Origin of the sequence: Jeotgalibacillus marinus (genome assembly GCF_040801915.1) — a bacterium.
Lineage (GTDB): Bacteria > Bacillota > Bacilli > Bacillales > Jeotgalibacillaceae > Jeotgalibacillus > Jeotgalibacillus marinus.
This window is the reverse complement of the sequence record NZ_JBFMIA010000001.1, coordinates 547,351-574,030: the sequence shown is the minus strand read 5'-3', so window position 1 is coordinate 574,030 and position 26,680 is coordinate 547,351. Positions and strand designations below refer to the sequence as shown.

The following is a 26,680-nucleotide window of genomic DNA, read 5'->3' as shown; positions in this document are numbered from 1 at the left end:
GTATGAGAAATACATGCAGGTCAACAATTGCAGAATCTGTTATTGTTAGAATTAACCGATTCCTATACAGTTAATGTACCTGAACCACATTATTCTGGAGATATTGAAGAAATCTATGATTAAATAGATGAAGGATATCTGGCATTTTTATCAAAATAAAAAATATCATCTTATTTGGGGGAGTCTTAATGTCAAAAAACAAATTTTCTACTGGGATCATTCTTGGAGCAATTATTGGAGGGGCAGTTAGTTTGTTAGATCGTGAAACACGAAGACAAACGTTCGATACTGCTAAAAAAAGTGGACAAGCTATTTCGTATTATTCCACAAATCCGAGAGAGCTTTCTGACAAAATACAAGCTAAAGTAGAGCAACTAAAAGGAACAGTAGATCAAATACAAGACGATTACGAATTTTTATCATCAAAATACAATGAAGTTAAAGACATGACACCTCAACTACAGAATATCCTTACAGAAACAAAGGAAACGTTTGAATCTTCAGGAGAAAACTATAAGCAAGTGTTTTCAGAAGATCAGGATGGAAAGGGAGAAAATGAAAATCTCTTTAACCAACGAAATCATCCGGAAGGACAAAGTTGACGTAAAGTATACAGTTAGGAGGATTCAATGAATACAAAAAAACCTTCAGCTGATCGAACAGATTCTGTAGATAAAGGGAAGTTAAACACAATAAGTGGATTTGTCAAAGAAGTGATAAGAAGATTTACAAAGAGTGATACATTGGGACTAAGTGCACAGCTGGCGTATTTCTTTTTACTATCTCTTTTTCCGTTGCTAATTTTTGCATTGGCACTTATTCCTTACCTACCAATAACACAACAGGGAATGTTAAATTTCTTTTCTGAGTTTGCACCGGGTGAAATCATGTCCGTTATAGAATCAACGATCACTGAAGTAAACACAGGCGATAACACTGGCATTTTATCGATAGGTTTATTAGGCACACTTTGGTCCGCATCATATGGCATGAATGCACTTATGAAATCTTTTAACCAAGCGTATGAAGTAGAAGAAACGCGTTCATTTATTGTGGCACGAGGCATGGCTATCGTATGGACAATCGGCATGATAGGAGTTTTCATAATTGCATTATTGCTACCAATTTTCGGGCATCACATTGGAGATATCGCCTTTTCTGCCTTTGGATTATCCGATCAATTCTTGACAATCTGGAACGTATTACGATTTGGCGTAACGCCATTTGTTTTGATCATCGTATTCACTGGTTTGTATGCTTTTGTACCGAATGTAAAAATTCGCTTTGTAAGTGTGATTCCAGGAGCGATTTTGGCAACTGCTGGATGGTTAATCATTTCTTTTCTTTTTGCATATTACGTTGGAAGATTCAGTAACTATGCCTCTACATACGGAAGTGTTGGAGGAATTATCGTCTTGATGGTTTGGCTTTACTTATCGGGCATCATTATGATGATTGGAGCTCAAGTCAATGCCATAATGGCAGCAAAAAAACGTCATACTGAATCATGATGATTTTTTCCGATTTAAATAAGGTTTGGCTTGCGCCGAACCTTATTCGTTAATGCGAAGGAGGAACAGGAAATCTCTTGTTTTTTTGCATAACGGAAAAGATCCATAAACTCAAGCAAACACCCAGAAGCATGGTGCTTATCAAATAGAAAAATCCTCCTGGAAACCACTGAATAATTAAACCTCCAAAAGTTGGTCCGCTAACACTACCCAAACTAAATGCAATGCCGCACATAATATTTCCTGCTGGTAATAAATTTTTTGGAAGCAGATCAGTCATATAACTAATACCTAGTGAAAACGTTGATCCAACTGCCATACCAGCAACAAAGAACGAAATAAATAGCCAAATAGCAGATGTTCCAGCAAGGCCTGAGCCAATAAAACAAATTGCACCGACAAATAAGACCATCATCAAGATACGATGACGTCCAAACTTATCACTCAAAATGCCTAACGGAAGCTGAAACACAATAGCGCCAATTGAAAATGCAGGAAGGATAATCGCGATCGCACTCGCTTCAACTCCATTTCGAAGCGCATAAATAGGAAAGTTACCATGCAGCGATGCTTCTAAAAAGCCGTAGCAAAGTGGGGGGAGGAATGCGACCCAAGCATATTTTCCAACTTGTTTAAATCGGTGAAGCGTTCCAAGTAGGGATGCTGTTCCGACACCTCCGTGATCTGGAAAGTCATTGCGAAGAAAGAATACAAATCCCCAAGTGATAAAAGTAAATACGCCTGACACGATAAATGGTAGTGCCCGATCAATTTCAACCAATGAACTCATTGCTGGTCCCATTGCAAATCCGAGTGAAAAAAACAACCCATAAATGGCAATGTTTCGTCCTCGACGTTCTGCTGATGAAAAAGAAGTAATCCACGTTTGTGTTGAGAAGTGTAGCATTTGATCTCCTATTCCAATTAGCAAACGTAAGGCAAACCAAAACCAAAAATGAGGCCATAAAGGAAAAAGAAGGAGGGCAACACCGACAATACATCCGCCAAAAAGAATCATCGGTTTATATCCGAACTTTCGAAGGGGCGCCTCCATTAAAGGTGATGCAATTAATATTCCAATATAAATCCCTGTGGCGTGAAAACCATTCATAGTAGAAGACACGCCATCTTGTTCAAATATAATAGCGATCAATGGCAGAAGCATGCCTTGTGAAAACCCTGATATCGCAACAATACAAACTAAAATCCAAAAGCGAAATGAAGTAGATACGTGCATAAAAACAAGCTCCTGACTTAAGTAATTATGAATATGTAAGCATGATTTTCGATGATGGTATGTCATTCATCTATAGAAATGAAACGTGCAAGTAGGTTGGTAATAGTGTTAACCAGTTCATAAAAGGCACCTTTGTGTACAGGATGTAGGTTTTGTCGCTTACCATCGTATCAAAATAGGTGTCTTTTTTCTATATGTATAATTGGTAATCATTTGATAATAAAAAGACGTGTTATTGGATAACTCAATTTGTATGCTCCTTATATGGGGTACATTAAGAAGCAAGTAATACTTTAAAGTTGGTGGTATAATATATTAATGTCGAAAGGTAAACACGAGAGGCTGTGATGTTATGCAATGTTGCATAAATTGTTTTGAAGATCACTTTATAATAGACAAAATAGAATCTGACGGGATTATATCTGATTGTGATTATTGTAGAAAAAAAAACGTTAAATCTATTCCTATTTAAAGTTTAGTAGAAGATTTTGAAAACCTGTTTTCGATGTATGCTCCTACAACACATGGGGAACATTATTTTCATCAAATTGAATGCCCTACTGATCATGGTGCTATGTTGGAAGAATTAATTCAAGAGGACTGGCAAGTATTTTCTGAAGAAAAAGATTATGATAAACTTTTATTTGATATCTTAAATTATCATAGAGAGTATTATGATTCTTTAAATAATAGTGACCTGTATTCAAGAGATAGCGCTTCATTTACATATGTTAGTAATATCGATATATGGAACAATTTCGCCGACTCTATTAAAAAAGAAAACAGATACTTTTGTAAAAATGATCTATCGAATAAATTAGAATCATTGCTCCCGAAGAAGAGTTTAAAATTTGACCCCAACTCTGTATTTTATAGAGCAAGAATCGGTAATTATACGTTAGAAAAGATGGGCCCACCACCTTACGATAAAGCAACCTCAGGAAGAGGAAATCCAAAAGGAATACCTTACCTTTATGTAGCAAGTAATAAGTATACCTGTATTGCCGAAACAAGACCTTGGGTTGGAGCAGAAATCACCATTGCTACAATCCATTTAAAAGAACCTATCGAAGTCATAGATTTAAGTTCGAAAGTATTTCTTAGTTCTCCTTTTCTCATGGATGATTTATCTCAAAATATTGAATCTATTATATTATTGAATAAGCTTTCCGATGAGCTATCCAAGCCAATTAATCCTTTTGAATCAGATATAGAATATATACCAACACAATACCTTACAGAACTAATAAAAAACCTGGGTTATGATGGTCTAAAATTTAAGAGTTCATTAGGTGCAGGAGAGAATTTTGTTTTCTTTTCCCTAAAAAAGTTCGAATATATTACTCTCGATAAATGTAACGTTTCTGGAGTTGGATATGATTACGCTATTGAGTCGATTCCGCAGGCTCTCTGTTAATGAATAAAAAATGATGAATTCGACTATACTGCATGGAAGAAAAGGCTTGTAAGTCGGTCTTTCATTGAATATAATGGAATAGAATTCTATAAAATTAGACGTTGAAGAGGATTAGTAGGGATTTCAATTCGAGCCTAAAGAGAGCTAACGGACGGTGGAAGTTAGCCGAATGAATCATGAACTCACCTCTGAGTCGATTGTGCGAAAAATGGTAGCACAATCCGTATTCCGCGATAAGGATGATAACTTTTTCAAAGTGCGTGTACACGAATTTGGGTGGTACCGCGGGAGATTTCTAACTAACTCTCGTCCCATTATAGGGGCGGGGGTTTTTGTATTTTTGTAGGAAAATAGAACTAGATGCATTAGGAGGAATTGTCATGAGTTTTCATCATCAACAAATCGAAAAAAAGTGGCAGAAGCATTGGGCTGACCACAAAACATTTAAAACAACCGATGATCTTGGTAAAAAGAAATTTTATGCACTCGATATGTTTCCGTACCCATCTGGATCTGGATTGCATGTAGGACATCCAGAAGGTTATACAGCGACCGATATTTTAGCACGTTTCAAGCGCATGCAAGGCTACAATGTTCTTCATCCAATGGGATGGGATGCGTTTGGTCTTCCAGCAGAGCAATATGCACTTGATACAGGCAATGACCCAGCAGAATTTACAAAGATAAACATTGATACATTCCGTCGTCAAATTCAAGAACTTGGTTTTTCATACGATTGGGATCGTGAAATTAGCACAACAGATCCAAGCTATTATAAATGGACACAGTGGATTTTCCTTAAGCTTTATGAAAAAGGATTGGCTTATGTGGATGAGGTGGCTGTTAACTGGTGTCCTGCACTTGGTACGGTGTTAGCGAATGAAGAAATTATCGATGGCAAAAGTGAACGTGGAGGACATCCTGTTGAACGTCGTCCGATGAGGCAGTGGGTATTGAAAATCACCGCTTACGCAGATCGTCTCATTGATGATTTAGAAGAGCTGGATTGGCCAGAAAGCATTAAAGATATGCAACGTAACTGGGTCGGCAAATCTGAAGGAGCTGAAATTACGTTCCACATTGCAGACACTAACGAAACTTTTGACGTGTTTACAACTCGTCCTGATACTTTATTTGGTGCAACGTATGCAGTCATTGCACCTGAGCATCCCCTGGTTGATCGAATTACTGTTGGCGAGCAGAAAGAAGCTGTTGCTAACTATATCGACGAAGTTAAATCAAAAAGTGACCTTGAACGAACAGATCTTGCGAAAGACAAATCAGGTGTATTCACAGGTGCTTATGCGATTAACCCTGTAAATAACGAAAAAATGCCGATTTGGGTTGCCGATTATGTTCTTATGAGCTACGGCAGCGGTGCGATCATGGCGGTCCCGGCGCATGACGAGCGAGACTATGAGTTTGCTCAAAAATTCGACCTTCCAATCATTGAAGTCGTTGAAGGTGGAGACGTCTCAAAAGAAGCGTACACTGGCGAGGGTACCCATGTTAACTCTGACTTCATAAATGGACTCGGCAAAGAAGAAGGAATTAGTAAAGCGATTGAATGGTTAGAAGAAAAGCAACTTGGTTCAAAGAAAATTACGTATCGTCTGCGCGACTGGTTATTTAGCCGTCAACGCTATTGGGGTGAGCCGATTCCGATTATCCATTGGGAAGATGGCACAACAACAGGTGTTCCAGTTGATGAATTACCACTTGAACTTCCGAAAACAACAAACATTAAACCATCTGGTACAGGTGAATCTCCACTTGCGAACATTGAAGAGTGGGTAAATGTTGTTGATCCTGAAACAGGTAAAAAAGGTCGTCGTGAAACGAATACGATGCCGCAATGGGCAGGCAGCTGCTGGTATTACCTTCGTTACATCGATCCAACGAACGAAGAAGCACTTGCTGATCCTGAAAAACTTAAACACTGGTTACCTGTTGATATTTACATCGGTGGTGCAGAACATGCTGTACTTCACTTGCTTTACGCTCGTTTCTGGCACAAAGTATTGTATGATATCGGCGTGGTTCATACGAAAGAGCCATTCCAAAAATTGTTTAACCAAGGAATGATCCTAGGTGAAAACAATGAAAAAATGAGTAAATCAAAAGGGAACGTTGTAAACCCTGATGAAATCATTGAAAGTCATGGTGCGGATACACTACGCGTCTACGAAATGTTTATGGGACCACTTGATGCATCCATCGCTTGGTCAGAAAATGGACTTGATGGTGCACGTCGTTTCCTTGATCGCGTTTGGCGTTTGTTTATTACCAATGAAGGTACACTAGCTGAAACAGTTAAAGATCAATCAAACGAAGCATTGGATAAAGTGTATAATCAAACGGTGAAAAAAGTAACGGAGGATACGGAAGGTATTCGTTTCAACACAGCCATCTCACAAATGATGGTGTTTATAAACGAAGCATACAAAGTAGATGTGCTTCCAGTTGAATATGTGAAAGGATTCGTTAAAATGCTGTCACCGTTTGCCCCTCATTTAGCTGAAGAGTTATGGGAAAAACTTGGTGAAACAGAGATCACCTATGCTGCATGGCCAACATTTGATGAGTCGAAGTTAGTTGATAATGAAGTTGAAATTGTTGTTCAAGTGAACGGCAAGCTGAAACGTAAAATGATGATCGCAAAAGAGGCAAGTAAGGATCAAATGGAGCAGATTGCAATGGAAGATGCATCAATCCAGTCAGCAATCGAAGGCAAAACCGTTCGCAAAGTGATTGCTGTTCCAGGGAAACTTGTGAATATTGTAGCGAACTAAAGAAACGCTATTTATGATCGGTGTCATTCCTCCCACAAAAGGTTTGGGGAAGGGATGACACCTTTTGTTTTAGGCGTAAGACCTTTTTTGGTATACTATAAATAATTATAAAGGGAAGAAAGGGAGTTAACGATGTCAGAACTTAAAACGATCACAGCACAAGAGGTTCAACAAAAGCTTAAAGCGGGGGAAGAACTCCATTTAGTCGATGTTCGTGAAGAAGATGAAGTGGCTGAAGGGATGATTCCTCAAGCAACACACATCGTGATGGGCGAAATTGCAATGAGTTTAGACGACCTTGACCAAGACAATGAATATATTTTAATCTGCCGCTCAGGTCGCCGTAGTGAAAATGTTGGCTGGTTCTTACACGATCACGGCTACAAAGTCGTAAACATGACAGGCGGTATGCTTGAATATGGTGGCGAAACAAAACCAAAAGGATAAACGTATAGGTCACTCTCTTGAATAAGGTTTTAAAAAATATACTCACAAAATAGCGCTTAATCCCTTGATTATAAAGGGATTAAGCGCTTTGTAGTTTTAATATGAAACTTATTTTGTGGTGGGGATTTTTAGATTATGATTTTCATCAATCATCTTCTTTGTAATATAAAATGCTCTCTTACTAAATGCACCTACACCCATCGAAAAAGCGATAACACTTATTAAATTAATACCTCTAACGAAAGTGAAAGGAGTTAACATAATTTGTAAACACCCCAGTATAATGAATATCCCAAACAGAATGTAACCTAAAATCAGTTGTTTAACAGTGGTTTTTTTATTTTTCATAAATTAAGCTCCAATTAACTAGAGTCACTAAACTATACCTTTAGTTTAATAGTTTGTTTAATTCGCTAAAAAGTCCGACAAATGGCTTTTTAAATTTATTCTCAGGACTACAATTGAAAAGGTCATTTACCTTAAGGGAGAGAATGACCTTTTCAATAAATTCAATTCGTTCGCACACTTTACCATTGAAGTGTTCTACATTCAACGTATTAAGCGACCCCATTTTATAAAGGAACATCCATCATCCCAGCATTCGTCCCAGCTAATCGTCCAGTTACAAGCGCTGAGGTAATGTTGTATCCTCCCGTGTAGCCATGAATATCCAATAACTCACCGCAAACAAATAATCCGCTACATTTTTTTGATGCCATCGTTTTCGGTTCGATTTCTTTAACGGATACTCCGCCACCTGTAACAAAGGCTTTTTCAATGGATTGAGTACCATTCACGCGTAGCTCGAACGATTTCATTAGATGAACTACCAAACGAAATTTATCCGTGGCAATGGTACCAGCTTGTTGGTCTGGATCAATCTCAGAACGCTCCATTAAAAAGTCCAGATAGCGTTCTGGAATAAGTCCCTTCCATACATTTTTAACCGCTTTTTTCGCTTGATCTTTTGCTTCTTTATGAAGCTGTTGGAAAAGAGATTCGGCATTAATTGAAGGCATAGAGTCGATGCGGACAACAACGGCTTCCCCTTTTTGCTTTTTCATTTCCTTCACTACAAATTGACTACAACGTAAAATGGCTGGACCGGATAAACCAAAATGGGTAAAGAGCATGTCCATTTCGTGTGTGACTAGTGGCTTGCCTTTTTTATTTAACACGCTAACCGCAGCTCCTCTTAATGCGAGACCTTGTAGCTTTCGGTTTTTGATAAATGGTTCGTTTGATAGCAAAGGTACTTCTGTTGGGAAAAGCTCAGTTACGGTATGTCCTGCTTTTTCGACCCATGGATAGCCATCACCTGTTGAGCCGGTTTGTGGAACGGATTTACCCCCAACAGCCAGAACAACTGCATTAGCCATAATTTGATCTCCATTTACTAACTGGATGCCTTCGACTGATTCCTCATTGACAAGAAGATCTGCGACTTCAACATTTGTTCGAATTTCTACATGAAGTTCTCCAAGTCTGCGAAGCAATGCGTCTACCACCGACTGCGCTTTATTGGAAACAGGGAACATGCGTCCATGATCTTCTTCTTTTAATGCCACACCAAGCCCTTCGAAAAAAGCAATAATATCTTCATTGTTAAAAATGGAAAAAGCGCTGTGTAAAAAACGTCCATTCCCAGGGATGTGTTTAATGATTTCATCAACTGGCAATCGGTTTGTTACATTGCAGCGACCACCACCAGATATGGCTAACTTTTTGCCAAGCTTTGATCCTTTATCAACGAGTAATACACGCTCTTTTTTTTCGCCAGCAGCAATTGCGGCCATGAGTCCAGAAGGACCACCGCCAACGACGATGACGTCATATTTCATTTTTCTCACCAACTTTTCTTCAATACATACTTGATTTATTTTATCGTTACTACGCATGATGTTCAACGATTTGTCCGAATAGGAGTCGTAAATCGATTGTCATTACTCTAATGGAGTAGTAAACTAATGGTTAGTGTCGAAAAATCAGTTTTTCCTTAGATTGGGAAGTGAAAATAAAATCTATGTCAAAATCTACATTAGTAAGAGGAACGTTTATATTAACGCTTGGGACATTTATTTCAAAATTTCTTGGTTTGTTTTTTGTGATTCCGTTTACATTCTTACTAGGAAATGATGTGAGTGCTACAGCTCTCTATTCTTACGGATATATTCCTTATACGATCTTTATATCGGTTGCAACAGCCGGAGTCCCATTAGCTGTGTCGAAATTTGTTGCTAAATATAATGCATTAGAAGAATATGAAATCGGGCGAAGGCTTTTCAGATCAGGTCTATGGTTAATGACATTAACGGGGTTTCTCTCCTTTTTGATCATGTATACGTTCGCTCCGTTTTTTGCTGGTTTAGCGATCCCAGCGGATGAGCAACAAATTACCATTGAGCAAGTGACGACCGTGATTCGAGCGGTAAGTTTTGCACTTATCATTATCCCATTTATGAGTTTAATACGAGGGTTTTTCCAAGGGCATGAGTCGATGGGACCAACAGCTGTATCGAATGTTATTGAGCAAATCGTACGTATTGTTTTCCTCCTTGTAGGTGTGTATGTTGTTTTGTACGTAATGGACGGTTCGATGACCACAGCGATTGCGGTCGCAACGTTCGGTGCATTTGTTGGAGGGGCTGCTAGTTTAGCATTACTCATTTGGTATTACTTTAAACGAAAGCCTCATTTAGATAAAATGCTTGAGAATAATCGCGGTGAAGTTCAAATTTCAATTAAAGATATGTATAAAGAGATTTTGCTGTACTCCATTCCTTTTGTCCTTGTTGGAGTGGCAAATCCGTTGTTCCAATTAGTCGATACCGTGACATTTAACCGTGCAATGGCTTCGATTGGATTAGCAGCAGTCTCCGATGATCAGTATGGGATCTTATCCTTTACTACGCATAAACTCGTGATCATCCCAGTCTCACTTGCAACTGCGTTCGCGCTGACACTTATTCCAGTTGTTACTAAAACGTTTGCAAAGGGGGATTGGCGAGGCTTAAATAATCAGCTTGATCAAACGTTTCAAATATTACTTTTCTTAACAATGCCTGCAGCAATTGGCTTGGCGTTACTTGCTGAACCAGCGTATACGGTATTCTACGGTGCTAGTGAATTAGGTACGGAAGTGTTACGTACGTATGCACCAGTGGCCATTTTGTTTGCTCTTTTCCACGTTACTGCTGCAATGATGCAAGGGATCAATGAACAGCGTTGGAGTGTGCTCAGTCTACTCGTTGGTTTACTCGTAAAGCTCTCCATCAATATCCCGCTTGTGCAGATGATGGAAGTTCAAGGGGCTGTCTTAGCAACAAGTATTGGGTACGTAGTTGCTATTATGATCAATTTGCTCGTGATTCGTCACTTTGCTGCTTACAAATATAGAATAGTGATTAAGCGCACAACGCTAATGGTAATATTTAACGTTATTATGGCTGTGCCTGTGCTACTGTTTTATTTCGGACTAACGTTTTTCCTTGACCCTTCAAACCGCTGGCAAGCGATACTTATCCTCGCTGTATGTGGAATCGTTGGAGCGTTTGTGTATTTCGTCTTAAGCTTGAAATCACGTCTGGCAGATAAACTATTCGGAGAACGTATTACACGTCTCAGAAAGAGATTTACGTCTTAGTTGAGTCTTGACAGCTAGGTGTAGACGTTATCGTAAGTTGCAATAAATCAATCACTACTATCTTTTATTAAATAAAAGGAGCCAGTTCAGCACTGGCTTTTGTTAGGTTCGCAAAGGAGTGACTTATATGCGTTTAGATAAGCTTTTATCAAATATGGGTTATGGTAGTCGGAAAGAAATGAAGAAATTATTGAAATCAGGGACAGTCTTGATAGATGGGGTTCCTGCTAAAGAAGGGAAGGCTCAAGTTGATCCATTTAAACAAGTTGTTGTGGTAAATGGAGAGAAAATTGAGTATCGTGAATTTATTTATATTCTCATGAATAAACCACAAGGGGTCATTTCAGCAACGGAAGATCGTGAGCATAAAACAGTGATTGATTTGTTGCCAGTGGAATATCAAGTGTTTGAACCATTTCCTGTCGGTAGGTTAGATAAAGATACGGAAGGACTCTTGCTGTTAACGAACGATGGGCAGCTTTCTCATCAATTGTTGTCACCAAAAAAGCACGTGCCAAAAACATATTTTGCTCGTATTGACGGTGAAGTGACCGAGCATGACCAAGAAGCATTTAAAATGGGTATCATACTAGATGATGGTTACGAAACGAAACCCGGCGATCTGGTTATTCTTTCTTCTGGTTCTACATCAGAAATTGAATTAACGATTACAGAAGGCAAATTTCATCAAGTAAAGCGTATGTTCCAAGCGGTCGGCAAAGAAGTGACGTATTTACAGCGAATATCAATGGGAACGTTGACATTAGATCCGGTTCTCAAGATAGGCGAGTATAGAGAATTAATAGAAGATGAATTAGTAAAATTGCAAAATCGAGAATAATATGATTTGGAGTCATGAAAATTTATTTTTCTTAAATACTGTAGAGTCGCATTGTTACATTTCAAGTTAAGTCGAATCAAAAGCCCCCATCTCAACACATTGAGATGGGGGCTTTTAGAAATAGAATAAGACAACGATATTACGGCAATTGGGTGGATAACTTACATTTAAATAAATCATCTTCCAGCGCAAGTGGCTAGCCCCTTGAGGTGATAAGCTAACTCGCCCATTAGGCAAAAAGCGCCTATTTGTGCAAGTCTTCTTAACGTGTCAGGGCCAAACGAGCCGCCTACGTTTTCGTTTCTATGATATTTTTACTTTTTTTTGTGTTGTCGTCCATTTGCCGCGACTAGGACTAGTCACTAAATCGTTGTAGGCCAACACATTCAAATCTCTTTGAATGGTGCGAGGTGTGATGCCAAATTCATCAACCAAATCACTTGTCGTCACAGTTCCATTTTCTTTAATGAACATGTAGACCGATTTGATTCGAGTTAGCATTCGATTCGTAGTAGGCTTCAAAAAACCACTCCCTCATCTTTTTTCCCTAGGCAATGACTACAGTAGACCACTATGTTGAGTAACGATCAACGACACGGTTTGTTGGTTTGCCTTAAGACAGCCCCTTTTCATAAAAAGTCGATAATATTGTCTGACAACTACATTGTACAATTTTTGTAAGTATATTTCTAGTGAAATGATATTATTTCTAATTTGTTAACAAAAAATCAGTGAAATATGCCCATAATTAAACAATAGGTGAAACTTTTTAAATTATTTTTCGTAAAGGAGAAAAGGGTACTGATGGGAGTGTAAAGCATGTTGCATGTTGCGATTCAATCAGGTGGTTACGAACCAAATGAACCAACGATTAAAAACATTCGATTGTCGGTAAATCAAGGTGAACTTGTGGCTATGATTGGTTCAAACGGTGCTGGAAAAAGCACCACAATTAAAGCATTAATGGGACAATTGCCATTTCTTGAAGGAGAAGTGGAATTACAAAAAGGAATTCGTTATTCTTTTATTCCTGAGAGGCCAACTTTTTATGAAGATCTTACGTTATGGGAGCATATTCAGTTTGTCGCTTCAATAGAAGAATTAAAACAAAATGAATGGGAACCCTTTGTAAAAGAGTGGTTGCAACGTTTACGTTTAACAGATGTTGTCCATCATTTACCAGGTTCATTTTCAAAAGGGATGCAGCAAAAATCAATGATCTTGCTTGGACTTATGTCTCGTCCATCACTGTGGATTATTGATGAGCCATTTATGGGGCTTGATCCGTCTGCTACGAAACTGTTACTTGCCACGCTGGAAGAAGAGAGGGAACGTGGTGCAGGAATTTTAATGTGTACGCACATACTTGATACTGCTCAGCGGATCGCCGATCGATTTGTCATTATCGAAAGCGGAACACTTCATGCAAGCGGCACACTGAGTGAAGTGTTATCCCAATGTAATGTTGAAAGGGGAACGTTATACGACTGTTTTCCTGAAGGAGACGAATAAATGAAGCAGGATCTTTTTTTTGTTCGATTAAAAAAAGATTGGCGCTATCAGACAAATATTATTACGAGTGTACTGGATTGGACGATTTATGTGTATGCAATTATTCCCTCGTTGTTTTTTTTGTTTGTTTTTTATCGATCGTGGTGGGTTGCACCACCAGAATGGCTGGAACTCATTTATTGGACGGGGTGGGTTTTCTTTCTTTGCTTATTGTCGTTAACGAAAAGGTGGCGAACCTATTTGTATGAAGCAGATACCATCTTTTTAGTTCGACGTTCTCGATGGATAGAAGGGATGCTGAAAGTAAGCTTTTATTATAATATTGGTTCATCACTCATTTTTTCTGCTGTTTGTTTATTTTTATTGCTACCTTACTTAATTGGTATACTTCACGTATCCGTCTACCAGTGCGTTTTGTTGTTCATTATGCTGACTGTTATTCGTAGCAATTGTAAGGTCTTGCTTTACTGGATGAACATGAAATATAACGGTTTTCAAAAAGCTTGTTTTATTTCTTTATTGGTATTTTTGATGATCTTGAGTTGGATAGCCGTGATTGCCAGTTTGGTTTATGCGACGTGGATGGTGATCGTATTAGCAATCTTTTATTCAGCTATGTTAATTTACTTTTTTAAACGAACGATGCTAAATCGCACGTGGCAGCTTTCTTATCATGCTTCACAAGAAGCGGAATGGAAGGTGAGATGGATCCGACGTATTTTTGCGAGGGCCATTGATATTGAAACACCTCCAAAAACTAAGTTGCCCAAGAAACCAAAGCTTTTCCGACAATCAAAACGAATATTTCGTTCGATGAGTCCTACAGCTGGAATGTTAGAACTTTTTTTCAAACATCATTTAAGAAACCGTACATTTCTGTATCAGTATCTCCGTTTGTTTGGTGTAGTCACGTTCAGTGCAGCTTTTGTTTCTGCGGATTGGGTATTCATTATCCTTGTTACCGTTCTATGTATTACCTGTATAACCATACAGAACATTATGTGGGAGTTGCTCATTGATAACCATTCTATAGGGGGGAAATATAGATTTTATAATGGCTATTTGCGTGCCAGAAAATGGACGATGTTTGGAATGTTAACGCCGATCATTCTCCTCGCTCTAGCATTTTTACTTATTTAAACGAATCTTTGTCCACTCGAAACGTGCTTGTATTACTCGAATCGTCTATAATAGGACCATTACTCGGTAAGGGGTGCAGCGCTAATGTCCATTCAATGGGATCAAGAAGTTGAAAAGTATAAAGATCAACTCATTCAAGATTTACAAGGGTTGCTTCAAATTCCAAGTGTTTTAGATGAAAAAAATACGACAGTAGAAGCCCCACTCGGTGTAGACGTAAAAAAAGCATTAGATTACATGCTAAAACAAGGTGATCAAGACGGTTTCACAACTAAAAATGTCGGAAATCTTGCTGGTCACATAGAGATCGGTGAAGGAGAGGACATATTAGGAGTGCTTTGTCACGTTGATGTTGTCCCTGCTGGTGAAGGATGGAGTTACCCTGCATTTAGTGGACAAATCGACAATAATCGTATTTATGCACGTGGGGCGATTGATGATAAAGGGCCAACAATGGCTGCCTACTTTGCAATGAAAATGGTGAATGATTTAGGTATTCCATTTCAAAAGCGTGTTCGAATGATTGTCGGTACCGACGAAGAAAGTAATTGGAGATGTGTAGATCATTATTTCGAACATGAAGAAATGCCAACGATCGGTTTTGCACCGGACGCAGATTTCCCAATCATTCATGCTGAAAAAGGGATAATTGATTTTGATTTAGTCCTAACAGAACGCAAAAAAGACGATACAGCACCCAAAATGGAGTTGCGATCATTTACATCGGGCGAAAGATATAATATGATTCCAGATCGTGCGAAGGCTATTCTGGTCCCGCATTTAGATCAAACGTTTTTACTACAAGAATATGACGAGTTTTTAAAAGAGCAGGGCGTAACAGGCGATTATTATATTGATGGTGGTGTCTTGATACTTGAGTGTAACGGGAAATCTGCACATGCCATGGAACCAGATAATGGTGTTAATGCTGGTCTGATGTTGCTATCCTTTTTAGCACGATTTGATTTTGATGCGAGAGCACAAGCGTTTTATTCATTTGCTAAAAAGAATTTACATAATGATTCAAGAGCCCATGCTTTAGGCTTGGCTGGAAAAGACGAAATAAGTGGCGATTTAACGATGAACGTCGGAAAAATACGGTACAGCGATGAGGAAGCTTATTTGGGGTTGAATGTACGTTATCCAGTGACATATGATATGGATAGAGCGATCCAAAAGTTGACTTCAGAACTTTTAGAACTAGGTATTGAAATCGCTAACATCGACGACTCAAAACCACATCATGTTGATGGACAAGATCCGTTTGTCCAAACACTTTTACGTGTATATGAAGAACAAACAAAGGAAAGGGGGGAATTACTCGCAATTGGTGGTGGAACGTACGCCAGATCATTGACTAAAGGAGTTGCATTTGGCGCATTGTTTCCTGGACGAGAAGATGTGGCTCACCAAAAAGATGAGTACATAGATATTGACGACTTATTGAGAGCAACAGCGATATACGCGCAAGCCATTTATGAAATTGCATGTAAAAAATAATCTGCTTAGAAGCAAAAGGAGAAATCATCATGGGAAAAATTCTAGTAAACGATCAATTCATTAGTCGTGAAGAAGGAAGTATTGATATTGAGGATCGTGGATATCAGTTTGGCGATGGTGTGTATGAAGTGATTCGTGTATATGGTGGGAAAATGTTCACGGGAAAAGAACATCTTACTCGTCTTTTTGAATCTTCAAAGAAAATCTTACTGGAGCTACCGTTTACTCAAGAAGAGTTAACAGCAAAGCTGCAAGAGTTGATGGAGATGAATAAACTTCATACGGGCACTATTTATTTACAAGTAACGAGAGGTGCAGCACCGAGACAGCATCAATTTCCTGGACAAAGTAAGCCTGTTCTTACCGCATACACGAAAGAAGTGGGTCGCCCTGAAGAAGGAATGAATAAAGGTATGACTGCGACTGTAGCAGATGATGTTCGTTGGTTGCGCTGCGACATTAAAAGTTTAAATTTGTTAGGGAATCTTTTAGCGAAACAAGAAGCAATGGCGAACGGAAGTTTTGAAGCGATTTTACATCGTGATGGAACGGTAACAGAAGGCTCGTCATCAAATGTTTTTATCATTAAAGATAATCAGCTACATACCCACCCTGCTACGAACCTGATTTTAAATGGGATAACAAGAAGAGTCATTCTACAATTGTGCAACGAGATTGGTTTAACGTATAAAGAAGAAGCATTTTCAGTAGAAGAGTTATACGCAGCAGATGAGGTGTTCATGGCAAGCACCACAGCTGAAATTATGCCGCTTGTACAAGTTAGAGATGTGCCGGTTGGTGATGGCAAACCTGGTGAATGGACCAAAAAACTTCAAGTAGCCTTTAAAGGAGCGATCCAACAGCAGTGCGGAGAGCTTGTAGGAGCAGAGGAATAAATATTGGGAGACAGTAAGAAGGCGTTGTGCGAAAAGTGGAGGTTCACTTTTCTGTAATAATGTAAGTTCAACTCAAAATGATGGTTATCTACTCAGAAACAGAGACCAACCGTTTTCTTCTTCCCGAAAAAATCATCCGCATGAGTCTACACTCTCATGCGGATGATTCATTTTTCATGATTTAGTTGTCTTCATATCGGAATAAATCACTTGATAAATAACGTTCACCTGTATCACATGCAATGAAAATGACAACGGATTCATCAGGAAGTGTTTCAGCTACTTTTAATGCTGCATAGCAAGCTGCACCAGAGGAAGGACCTACTAAAATTCCTTCTTCACGAGCTAATCTCCTTGTTATATCATAGGCATCTTCATCTTCAATTTTATGAATTTCGTCGTATACAGATTGATTTAAAATCGGTGGTATGAAGCCAGGGCTTGTGCCAACGAGTTTATGCTTACCGGGCTTTCCACCAGATAGGACTGGGGAGCCAGCTGGTTCAACGACATGCACTTGAATGTCAGGATAATGTTCTTTCAGCACCTCACCTGTACCAGTTATTGTTCCGCCTGTCCCTGCTGTTGCAACAAATGCTCCTATTGGTTTGTCTAGTTGTTTAACAGCTTCAATGATTTCAAGTGCTGTGGATGACCTATGAGCATCTGGATTCGCTGAATTATCAAACTGCATCGGAATAAAGCTATTAGGAATTTCCAAGGCCAGTTGCTGAGCTTTTTTAATCGCACCAGGCATTTTTTCATCACCTGGCGTTAACACGACTTCAGCACCGTATGCTTTTAACAAGTTGATGCGTTCTGATGTCATCGTGTCAGGCATTACAAGAATTGAATGGTACCCACGTGCTGCTGCATTCATTGCGATTCCTATTCCAGTATTTCCGCTTGTCGGTTCAATGATCGTTGAACCTTCCTTTAGCAGGCTTGCTTTTTCAGCTTGAAGTATCATATTATAAGCCGGGCGATCTTTTACACTTTTACTTGGATTATAATTTTCAAGTTTCGCGTAGACCGTTGCACCTGTTTGTGTTTGTAATCTGTTTAATTTTACAAATGGTGTATCTCCAATCAATTCTGCAATATTATTAACTACCTTCATTTCATGCACCCTTTCACGATCATACACATCATTTTACAGTTAAGTTGCGATGGATTCAATGATCATTGCTCTGATGAAAACTTCATGTCTAAAATCCTAATAAAGGGTATAATAACAACAAAAGGTTCAAAAGAAATGAGGTCGTTTTCGTGGGCACATCCCATTATTTTATTGCGCTAGAATTACCTTCATTTGTTAAGGAAAGGATTCAACTTCAAAAGGAAGAGTTGTGTGAGTTGCGTTCGTTTAAACAATGGACTCACACGGAAGATTACCACTTAACGCTCGCTTTTCTCGGTTCTTTGGAAGTCATCGATCTTCAATCATATCAACAAAGGTTAGCTGACGTTGTGACAACCAGTCCAAGCTTTACTGTTCGCATTGATCAGGTGAATTATTTCGGTCATCGTGATGCTCCTCGGATTTTTTGGGTAGGACCGGAACGTTCGAAGCCTCTTTTGCATTTATACGATCTTATCCAAAATATCGTTACTAACGTTTGTGGTTCAGTTGAGAACAGACCATTTCGACCTCATATTACATTAGCAAAAAAGTGGCAAGGAAAAGAACGATTCCAGCTACCTAATATGATCGATCCAATTGAATTTACTGCAAACACTGTAAGTCTATTTCGCATTCACCCTAAAAACATGCCTAAATATGAAGTCGTTGCTCAATATAAATTAGCTACTCTATAGATTCTAGAAAGGGGAAACACATCGTGGCACAGTTAATTAAACTACAAGACTATGTTTCTCGTTATGAAAAAGACATGATTCGCTATCCTTCGCAATTCGTTCACTTAAAAAAGAAGAAGTGGGAGAAAATTAAACAGCAGTGGGATGAAGGCTCGACTTTTATGGACGAGGAAGACCTCCAACAATTTAAAGAAGAAGTCGAAGGTATGGAGGGTAAGGACGGTAAGGACGGTCTCATAAAACGATTTCGTAAAGTTTGGGTGCGAGAAGAAAAAACTGTTGAAGAACCAATGAAGGAACTAATTGAAGAAAAGTCAAACGCGTGTAACGAATCATCGTTTGATTTTGAACCTCACATGTATAATCGTCCGGAGTCGTTGGAAGATCTAAAGCATAATTATTTAGATCAGGTTTATCAATTTCAATTAAAGTGGGCCAGTTCAACGTTAATGGACAAATCGTATATGGACTCAAAATATTTGCGCGAAGAACCATTACGTTACTTTTTGCAACGTTTTCCAGATACATATTTAGTATTATATAAACCAATTATTCTCATAAAAAAAGCTCCGGTTGAACTCGATATTTTGGTTATTACACCTACAACTGCATGGTGTATTTTACTTTTGGAAGGGTTAGATAAGTCTGCGTATATTGGTTCGACAGAACGTTTTTGGACAGTAAAAACAGGCACGCAAGACAAGAAAATACTTAGCCCATTAATTTCGCTTGATCGAACGGAACATATTTTAAAACAATTATTTAAACAACAAAATGTTGAATTACCAATTAAAAAAACAATCCTTTCACGAAACGGCTACATTGATTTTCCAGATGCTCCGTTTGGCTTAAACATTGTAGATAAAAGAAGCTATTCAGAATGGTTTGCACAACAGCGAAACTCGCGCTCACCACTAAAGCACATGCAAATGAAAGCAGCAAAAGTGATCATTGAACACACTAAAACAACTTCTGTGAGAAGAATGCAATGGAGTATGGATAAAAGTGATGATTCAACTTTGTCCAAGACTTTTGAATGAAGATAATATTGATCATCAATCCAAAAGCCAAAAGTGGGCAAGCGCTTCGTTATTTTCGTTCTGTACAAAAGGTTTGTGACACCGAAGGGATTGATTATTGGATCACAAAAGCACCTGGAGACGCATCAAGCCGAATTCAACATTGGTGCCTACAAAACCCTTCAGACAAAGCGCTTTTCGTTGGGGTGGGGGGAGACGGCACCATGCATGAGGTACTTAATGGTGTTGCTGGCTTTACTAATGCTCTTGTTGCATGTATTCCAGCTGGATCAGGAAATGATTTTGCGCGATCCTTTCAGTCTTTTCCACGTTCACACGAGTCAATTGTTGAGTTGTCAAAGTGGAATGGAGAGATGATAGAACAACATGATAGTGCTTTTTATGAAGGAATAGAGAGTGGCTGGTTCGTGAACAATTTGGGGATCGGTTTTGATGCACTTGTCGCATACTCAGTGAACAAATCGCCTTTAAAAAAGTGGTTTAATCGTATGAAAATTGGTAAATTAATTTATGTATTTTATTTGATCCGTCATCTATTCACTTACGCCCCCATTACAATGGAAATTAGAGTAGATGGTAAGGAAAAATCTGTTGACAACGTATGGTTTGTCACGGTGTCTAATCAACCATATTATGGAGGGGGGATGAAAATTGCTCCCAATGCCGATTCAAGAGATGGTGAGTTAGATTTAACTATTGTTCACAATGTATCGAGGTGGAAATTTCTTGCTGTTTTTATAAGCGTATTTAAAGGGAATCATCTACGTTTTAAAGAAGTTACAACGAGAAGAGGAAAATTAATTCATGTTCATTCAGAGCAGACAGCTAAAATTCATGCTGATGGTGAGGAAGCCGGGCAACTATCAAAAGAAAATTCGATACAAATAGAGGTCCATCCTCAAAATTGGACTTTTGTTCGTGCGCATAAATATGGGTCTTGACGAAACACCCCATAAAACGTTAAAATTTTATTCTATTGTCTATGAAAGAAATAATAGCTATCTTTTTCTATTGCGTACTAGACTAATAAAAAAGAACACATAGAAGGTGAATGAAGTTGGAACACTTGTTTGATCAAGAATGGGAAATCATATCGGCAGGCGGCGCGTCAGGTGAAGCGTTTTTTGCTAGATTCGACGAGCAAAAGCTGTTCTTAAAACGTAATTCTTCTCCTTTTATCGCGGTATTATCAGCTGAGGGAATCGTCCCGCGTTTGAAATGGACCAAACGCCTTGAAAACGGAGACGTCATCACCGCTCAACATTGGTTAAATGGGCGCGAGCTGAAATCAGAGGAAATGACAGGTCTACGAGTTGCAAAATTACTTAAAAAAATTCATCGTTCAAAACCATTAACCTCTATGATACGTCGTTTAGGAAAAGAACCGAATGAAGCGACTGTGATGCTTGATGAGCTAAAATCCACACTTGATCTAGACCTAACACTTCTAAAACCTGTAAGGGAAGCGATTGAATTCCTACAGAAAAATGTGGGTGAAGTGACAACAAAAGAATTTGTAGTCTGCCATGGAGATGTGAATCACAATAATTGGTTACTTTCAGATAATAACGAATTATTTTTAATTGACTGGGACGGTGCTATGCTTGCAGATCCAGCAGTTGATGTTGGAATGCTCTTATATTTGTATATACCAGAAAAGAATTGGGCACAATGGATGCAGCAATATGGTGAAATTCTCACCGACGAGTTCAGATTGCGAATGAAATGGTATGTTGTATGCCAAGCGCTCAATATGCTTCAATGGCAAAAAAATAAAGGTCGACTTCACGATGTAACAAAATGGATGAACTTTCTTCAATATTGTTTTCAAAGCGATTGCCCAATTGAGAAGAAAAAATAGCCCGGTGACTTTTTCTAAAGAACGATTTAGAAATCATCGAGGCTATTTTTAAATTGCTTTGGAAACGATTGTTTGAAATAATTAAGACGTGTGTCGATGAACAAAAAATAAATGAGGTGCAAGAAAAAGATGAGAACACGAAACAAACCTTGGGCAAAAGACAGAATTGAGTCCCATCCGCACTATATTGTTCATGAACCCGAATCTAAAAAAGGTCTATGGGCAAAAGAATTTAACAATACAAATCCGATTCACATTGAGGTTGGGACTGGAAAAGGACGTTTTGTAATTGAAATGGCACGTGCCAATCCAGACGTAAACTATATCGGAGTTGAATTGTCAGAAAGTGTCATCGTTATGGCGCTTGAACGCTTAATTGAAGCTGATTTGCCCAATGTGAAATTGTTAAATATCAATGCAAATGATTTAACTACCATATTCGATAAAGGAGAAGTCGCGCGTGTTTATTTAAACTTTTCAGATCCATGGCCTAAAAACCGTCACGAAAAACGCAGACTTACCTTTTCGAGTTTTTTAGATTTATATAAAACAGTTCTACCCGAAGAAGGAGAAATTCACTTTAAAACCGACAACCAAGGTTTATTTGAATACTCACTTCAAAGCTTTTCAGCATATGGTCTATTGTTAACGTATCTGAGTTTGGATCTTCATAAAAGCGGTTTTGAAGGCAATATTATGACAGAATACGAAGAGAAATTTTCAAAGAAGGGTCAACGAATTTACCGTTGTGAGGTTCGTTATCCGAAAGAATCGTAAACAGAAGGTCATGATGACCTTCTGTTTTACTTTCTGTGCAGTTTTTACTATGATAAAAATTGAAAGCGTATTCAACAAGGAGGTTAAATCATGGACTCTTTTAAGTTTGGTCAATGGAATTTATCGTGGCTTGATGGTGGAATTACAAATATGGATGGTGGGGCGATGTTTGGTGTAGTGCCCAAACCACTATGGTCGAAAAAATATCCACACAATGATGCAAATCAAATTGAGCTAACAACTGAGCCTGCGTTACTAACGATTGACAATCATCATATTTTGATCGACTCAGGCGTTGGTCATGGTAAGCTCTCACATAAGAAGAAGCGAAACTATGGTGTGACGAGAGAATCGAAAATTGAGCAGTCATTAGAAAAGTTGGACCTGAAAACGATTGATATCGATATTATTTTAATGACCCACATGCATTTTGATCACGCTAGCGGACTAACTGAATTTAAAGGAGAAAAACTTGTCTCTTCTTTTCCTAATGCCAAAATTTATACGTCTGCAGTCGAATGGGATGAAATGAGAAGTCCAAACATACGGTCACGAAATACATACTGGGAAGAAAACTGGAAACCCATCCAAGAGCAAGTGATCACATTTGAAGGAGAGATTGAAGTGCTTCCCGGCTTAAAAATGATTCATACGGGTGGGCATAGTAACGGTCATTCTATCGTCTTAATGGAACAAGACGGTGAAACAATGGTGCACATGGCTGATTTAATGCCGACACACGCGCATCAAAATCCACTTTGGGTGCTTGCTTATGATGATTATCCAATGACCTCAATTGCTGCGAAGCAGGATTGGATTAAAAAAGGGATAGCGAACAACTGGTGGTTCATGTTCTATCATGATTCCTTTTATCGCGCTTTGAAATGGGATGAAGCAGGAAAAGAGATTGTTGACTCCGTGAAGAGAGTTCCATTTGAATAGAGTAATAGGGTCGTAAAGAAAAAATCCACATTCAGGACTTGGACTAGCCTCAAAACAGTAGAAGTATGGAAAACCTCTGGGAGCAATTACCCTTTCTAAGGTAATTGTTCCTTTTTTATCGGAATTTCACCCTGAGCTGGTGTTGACTGGACATGGAGCCCCGTCACATTAGATTCTCTACCGAGGAATCTAGCAAATCATTACTGGCTTCACCTAATAGGTCATCATGCATTGCTCCACATCAAGCTGTCCTCATACCTAATAAGGTGTTGGCTTTTATAAGGGACCAATTCCAATTACTCTTACTTGGACGTCATAAGCTAATCGCACAAGAAGGATATCGTGGCAATGTGTTTATAGAGTACAGGCAAAAGAGGTAGCAAGGTGGTAGAAACCTTCCTACTACTTAAAGGGATAAACTGATTACATGCAATTTTCACCTGTTTTAAAAATACAAAAACCGCCTCTAACTGGCTGAAAGAGACGGTTCGTGAAAAGTAACCTAAGATTCTTGAAAGGGACAGAAAACAACAAGAGTATACAATAAAGCAGAATTAATTCCTTGTTTTTTCGTAGACTAAAGCTGTTCCTGCTATTACGTTTAGAGCGTCTGCTTTAAAAAATTTTAAAAATAAATAGTAAAATTGGAAATCCGAGTTAGAATGGTTTTGTTATGTATAAAAAATAGTTCCCGCATCAGCAACCACTTTTGCTTTCCCCTTAATTACGAAGTCAGCTGTATGGTGTAGAGCTACTGTGTCCCCTTCAGCTATTTCAATAGAATCTTTTGATGAACGGACAACTACACAATTTTTATCTAGAGCTGTTATATATGTTAAACGCACAGATTATCCCCCTTTCTTTTTTAATAATGGCACTTTATAAATTATGTAATAATTAGTTTAAATAGAACTTTAAATTGTTGTGCAACTACTAGGGTAGCGTCGAATGTAATTTGATGCAGGATATGGAGGGCAGTATAGCGGAGCAACAGGGCATGGGTTAAGGGGAAAGGATGTAACGCTTGATTGGGGTATTACGGATGAAACAAATCCACCAATAAAAAGATTCTCGTCTCATGAACCTGGGACAAGAATCTTCTCAACGCTTACTTAATTTTATAGACATCCATAATCGTGCCTGTTTTTGCGTCAGCAATAAATTCAAACTGTTCTAATTCATTTCCATGATGGCGTGATATTCCACCGCGGTAGACTTGGTTTTTAACAGCAAGAATTTGGTGATCCTCTGGCTTCATTTGTATCCATGAACCATCAATTGAACTTCGTTTTTTAAATTGATTTTTTACGTCTTGTAGCACTTTCTCTGCTGAAACTGAACTGGTGCATGATGTGCCTTGACTGATGATGATCCCAGCAGCTAGACCAACTACCGCTCCAACCGTTACATCCTTCCAATTCATTCGTTATTCACCTCCGAATTTCTCAAACTATTCTTAGTATACAGAAAGAATGCGTTTTAATCACCATTCTTTTATCCGGAAAGGTTGGATGAAATGCTGGAAAATCGAAAGAAAGTTCTGTAAAATGAAGACTAATTGCAAATAACATACATAAGCAGGTTTATAGAGAGGGGATTCCCGTTTTGAATCAAGAAACTTTATCATTATTTAAAACCTTAACAGAACTTCCTGGGGCACCAGGAAATGAACATGCCGTGCGTTCATTTATGAAACAAGAGCTATCGAAGTATTCGGATGAAATTGTTCAAGATGGTTTAGGAAGTATTTTTGGTCTGAAAAAAGGACCTCAGGATGGACCCGTCGTCATGGCAGCAGGTCATATGGATGAGGTTGGATTTATGGTTACGGGCATTACTGAAAACGGTATGCTTCGTTTTCAAACACTTGGCGGATGGTGGAACCAGGTGCTACTTGCGCAAAGAGTTGAAATCGTCACGGACAAAAAGAAGATTATCGGTGTCATTGGTTCAATTCCACCGCATCTTTTAAGTGATGAAAAGCGTGCCAAACCGATGGACATTAAAAATATGCTCATTGACGTTGGTGCGGATGATCGCGCAGATGCTGAATCGATGGGGATCCGTCCTGGTCATTCAATTGTTCCGATTTGTCCATTCACACCCATGGAAAATGACAAAAAGATTTTAGCAAAAGCATGGGATAATCGTTATGGATGTGGTATTTCGATTGAGTTGTTAAAAGAGCTTCAAGGGGAAACATTAGGAAGTACACTTTACAGTGGAGCGACTGTTCAAGAAGAAGTAGGCTTGCGTGGTGCTCAAACGGCAGCCAACTTAATTAAGCCAGACATTTTCTTTGCAATGGATGCAAGTCCTGCAAACGATATGGCAGGTGATAAAAATGAATTTGGACAGCTTGGAAAAGGGACTCTCTTACGTATTCTTGACCGCAGCATGGTCACGCATTATGGTATGAGAGAATTTGTACTTGATACAGCTGAGTCGAACAAAATTCCTTATCAATACTTTGTGTCACAAGGTGGCACGGATGCAGGTCGTGTTCACATGTCAAATGAAGGTGTACCAAGTGTAGTTGTAGGGATTTGCTCTCGCTACATCCACACGCATGCTTCGATGATTCATATCGATGACTATGCTGCAGCAAAAGAATTGCTCGTGAAGCTAGTGAAATCATGTGATCGTTCAACAATTGATTCGATCCGGCAAAACTCATAGGGTTGATTATGGTTGATCAATTAATGATTGCAGTTGGGACACTCAATAAAGCAAAACTAAGAGCTGTAGAACAAGCATTGACACAGTTATCTTATTCACATGTAAATGTAATCGGAGTATCGGTTCCTTCAGATGTTTCTGAACAACCAATAGGGGATAATGAAACGATTACAGGTGCAATTAACCGTTCTATGGCTGCAAAAAAAGAAATTGGTGCTTCGATCGGTATTGGACTTGAAGGTGGAGTCGTGGAAACACCTCATGGGCTTATTGTTTGTAATTGGGGTGCTTTGACAGATGACACGAACGACCAACCACTCATTGCTGGTGGAGCTCGTTTTCGATTGCCAGATGAAATAGCTGAACGAATAAGAGCGGGGCAGGAGTTAGGCCCTGTTATGGAATCGTTTAGTCAAAAGACTGATAACCATATGCATGAAGGTGCGGTAGGTTTCTTTACCAATGGACGCATAAATCGCGCGTCAATGTTTGGGCATATTGTTGAGCTACTCATTGGTCAGTGGGAATACCGTAATAAATAAACAAAATTAAACAAGTCCGAAAAGGCGAGCAGTCACAATTTTAGCGGAACTATTCAAGTGGATTTAAAAACAAGCGGATATAATT

The 26,680-nt window shown here is 38.8% G+C and carries 26 protein-coding genes and 1 other annotated feature; of the genes, 19 read left to right on the top strand and 7 right to left on the bottom strand.

All coding sequences use genetic code 11. The annotated features are described in order from the left end of the window. Window positions 1–188: 188 nt before the first annotated feature. A complete protein-coding gene (locus tag AB1471_RS02900) occupies window positions 189–602 on the top strand; it encodes a YtxH domain-containing protein (RefSeq protein ID WP_367778072.1) in 414 nt (137 codons plus the stop codon). Window positions 603–629: 27 nt separating this feature from the next. Beyond that, a complete protein-coding gene (locus AB1471_RS02895; RefSeq protein ID WP_367778071.1) occupies window positions 630–1,511 on the top strand; it encodes a YihY/virulence factor BrkB family protein in 882 nt (293 codons plus the stop codon). Between the two features lie 49 nt (window positions 1,512–1,560). On the opposite strand, the gene AB1471_RS02890 is transcribed toward AB1471_RS02895, so the two are convergent. Next, complete coding sequence (locus AB1471_RS02890) at window positions 1,561–2,748, bottom strand: MFS transporter (protein ID WP_367778070.1); 1,188 nt, start codon at window positions 2,746–2,748, stop codon at window positions 1,561–1,563. A 505-nt stretch (window positions 2,749–3,253) separates the two neighbouring features. On the opposite strand from AB1471_RS02890, the gene AB1471_RS02885 reads away from it, so the two are divergent. From AB1471_RS02885 to AB1471_RS02875, 3 genes are all read left to right on the top strand, one after another. Further along, on the top strand, window positions 3,254–4,165 hold the full coding sequence (locus AB1471_RS02885; RefSeq protein WP_367778069.1) for an RES family NAD+ phosphorylase: 912 nt from the start codon (window positions 3,254–3,256) through the stop codon (window positions 4,163–4,165). 92 nt (window positions 4,166–4,257) lie between these two features. Beyond that, window positions 4,258–4,482: a binding site (T-box leader), on the top strand. 63 nt (window positions 4,483–4,545) lie between these two features. Further along, entirely contained in the window at window positions 4,546–6,957 is a 2,412-nt protein-coding gene (gene leuS, locus AB1471_RS02880) for a leucine--tRNA ligase (protein WP_367778068.1), read from the top strand. Window positions 6,958–7,089: 132 nt separating this feature from the next. Beyond that, entirely contained in the window at window positions 7,090–7,404 is a 315-nt protein-coding gene (locus tag AB1471_RS02875; protein WP_367778067.1) for a rhodanese-like domain-containing protein, read from the top strand. A gap of 108 nt (window positions 7,405–7,512) precedes the next feature. Here the strand turns inward: AB1471_RS02875 and AB1471_RS02870 are convergent, their stop codons facing one another. Together AB1471_RS02870 and AB1471_RS02865 are read right to left on the bottom strand one after the other, a co-directional pair. Then, entirely contained in the window at window positions 7,513–7,752 is a 240-nt protein-coding gene (locus AB1471_RS02870; RefSeq protein ID WP_367778065.1) for a hypothetical protein, read from the bottom strand. 224 nt (window positions 7,753–7,976) lie between these two features. Beyond that, window positions 7,977–9,245, bottom strand: a complete 1,269-nt coding sequence (locus AB1471_RS02865; protein ID WP_367778122.1) for a BaiN/RdsA family NAD(P)/FAD-dependent oxidoreductase — start codon at window positions 9,243–9,245, stop codon at window positions 7,977–7,979. Window positions 9,246–9,427: 182 nt separating this feature from the next. Between AB1471_RS02865 and AB1471_RS02860 the strand changes: the two genes are divergently transcribed. Next, window positions 9,428–11,047, top strand: a complete 1,620-nt coding sequence (locus AB1471_RS02860) for a putative polysaccharide biosynthesis protein (protein ID WP_367778064.1) — start codon at window positions 9,428–9,430, stop codon at window positions 11,045–11,047. A 127-nt stretch (window positions 11,048–11,174) separates the two neighbouring features. Further along, window positions 11,175–11,888, top strand: a complete 714-nt coding sequence (locus AB1471_RS02855; protein WP_367778063.1) for a pseudouridine synthase — start codon at window positions 11,175–11,177, stop codon at window positions 11,886–11,888. A 303-nt stretch (window positions 11,889–12,191) separates the two neighbouring features. Here the strand turns inward: AB1471_RS02855 and AB1471_RS02850 are convergent, their stop codons facing one another. Further along, on the bottom strand, window positions 12,192–12,410 hold the full coding sequence (locus tag AB1471_RS02850) for a DeoR family transcriptional regulator (protein ID WP_367778061.1): 219 nt from the start codon (window positions 12,408–12,410) through the stop codon (window positions 12,192–12,194). A gap of 297 nt (window positions 12,411–12,707) precedes the next feature. On the opposite strand from AB1471_RS02850, the gene AB1471_RS02845 reads away from it, so the two are divergent. The 4 genes from AB1471_RS02845 (at window position 12,708) to dat (ending at window position 16,936) form a co-directional block, all read left to right on the top strand. After that, window positions 12,708–13,400, top strand: a complete 693-nt coding sequence (locus tag AB1471_RS02845) for an ABC transporter ATP-binding protein (protein WP_367778060.1) — start codon at window positions 12,708–12,710, stop codon at window positions 13,398–13,400. Beyond that, a complete protein-coding gene (locus AB1471_RS02840) occupies window positions 13,401–14,540 on the top strand; it encodes an ABC transporter permease (RefSeq protein ID WP_367778059.1) in 1,140 nt (379 codons plus the stop codon). Between the two features lie 84 nt (window positions 14,541–14,624). Then, window positions 14,625–16,040: a dipeptidase PepV gene (gene pepV / locus AB1471_RS02835; protein ID WP_367778058.1), complete on the top strand. Its 1,416-nt coding sequence runs from the start codon at window positions 14,625–14,627 to the stop codon at window positions 16,038–16,040. Between the two features lie 29 nt (window positions 16,041–16,069). Beyond that, window positions 16,070–16,936 carry a D-amino-acid transaminase gene (gene dat / locus AB1471_RS02830; protein WP_367778057.1) on the top strand — a complete coding sequence of 289 codons (867 nt, stop codon included), beginning with the start codon at window positions 16,070–16,072 and terminating at the stop codon, window positions 16,934–16,936. Window positions 16,937–17,117: 181 nt separating this feature from the next. Here dat and cysK read toward each other — a convergent pair whose 3' ends face one another. Beyond that, window positions 17,118–18,056: a cysteine synthase A gene (gene cysK / locus AB1471_RS02825; RefSeq protein ID WP_367778056.1), complete on the bottom strand. Its 939-nt coding sequence runs from the start codon at window positions 18,054–18,056 to the stop codon at window positions 17,118–17,120. 149 nt (window positions 18,057–18,205) lie between these two features. Between cysK and thpR the strand changes: the two genes are divergently transcribed. The 6 genes from thpR (at window position 18,206) to AB1471_RS02795 (ending at window position 23,374) form a co-directional block, all read left to right on the top strand. Then, window positions 18,206–18,754 carry an RNA 2',3'-cyclic phosphodiesterase gene (thpR, locus tag AB1471_RS02820; protein ID WP_367778055.1) on the top strand — a complete coding sequence of 183 codons (549 nt, stop codon included), beginning with the start codon at window positions 18,206–18,208 and terminating at the stop codon, window positions 18,752–18,754. A gap of 23 nt (window positions 18,755–18,777) precedes the next feature. Further along, window positions 18,778–19,794: a nuclease-related domain-containing protein gene (locus AB1471_RS02815; RefSeq protein WP_367778054.1), complete on the top strand. Its 1,017-nt coding sequence runs from the start codon at window positions 18,778–18,780 to the stop codon at window positions 19,792–19,794. After that, entirely contained in the window at window positions 19,791–20,735 is a 945-nt protein-coding gene (locus tag AB1471_RS02810) for a diacylglycerol/lipid kinase family protein (RefSeq protein WP_367778052.1), read from the top strand. Before AB1471_RS02815 ends, AB1471_RS02810 begins: the two co-directional genes overlap by 4 nt. Window positions 20,736–20,851: 116 nt before the next feature. Continuing rightward, window positions 20,852–21,655 (top strand): phosphotransferase, encoded by an 804-nt coding sequence (locus AB1471_RS02805; protein ID WP_367778050.1) that lies wholly within the window; start codon window positions 20,852–20,854, stop codon window positions 21,653–21,655. 129 nt (window positions 21,656–21,784) lie between these two features. Further along, a complete protein-coding gene (gene trmB, locus AB1471_RS02800) occupies window positions 21,785–22,432 on the top strand; it encodes a tRNA (guanosine(46)-N7)-methyltransferase TrmB (RefSeq protein ID WP_367778049.1) in 648 nt (215 codons plus the stop codon). Window positions 22,433–22,522: 90 nt separating this feature from the next. Next, window positions 22,523–23,374: a YtnP family quorum-quenching lactonase gene (locus AB1471_RS02795; protein ID WP_367778048.1), complete on the top strand. Its 852-nt coding sequence runs from the start codon at window positions 22,523–22,525 to the stop codon at window positions 23,372–23,374. Between the two features lie 671 nt (window positions 23,375–24,045). On the opposite strand, the gene AB1471_RS02790 is transcribed toward AB1471_RS02795, so the two are convergent. Continuing rightward, on the bottom strand, window positions 24,046–24,219 hold the full coding sequence (locus tag AB1471_RS02790; protein ID WP_367778047.1) for a hypothetical protein: 174 nt from the start codon (window positions 24,217–24,219) through the stop codon (window positions 24,046–24,048). Window positions 24,220–24,482: 263 nt separating this feature from the next. Continuing rightward, complete coding sequence (locus tag AB1471_RS02785; RefSeq protein ID WP_367778046.1) at window positions 24,483–24,797, bottom strand: hypothetical protein; 315 nt, start codon at window positions 24,795–24,797, stop codon at window positions 24,483–24,485. Window positions 24,798–24,979: 182 nt separating this feature from the next. Between AB1471_RS02785 and AB1471_RS02780 the strand changes: the two genes are divergently transcribed. After that, a complete protein-coding gene (locus AB1471_RS02780; RefSeq protein WP_367778045.1) occupies window positions 24,980–26,053 on the top strand; it encodes a M42 family metallopeptidase in 1,074 nt (357 codons plus the stop codon). 8 nt (window positions 26,054–26,061) lie between these two features. Next, window positions 26,062–26,595: a DUF84 family protein gene (locus AB1471_RS02775; protein WP_367778044.1), complete on the top strand. Its 534-nt coding sequence runs from the start codon at window positions 26,062–26,064 to the stop codon at window positions 26,593–26,595. The last annotated feature ends 85 nt before the right edge of the window (window positions 26,596–26,680 follow it).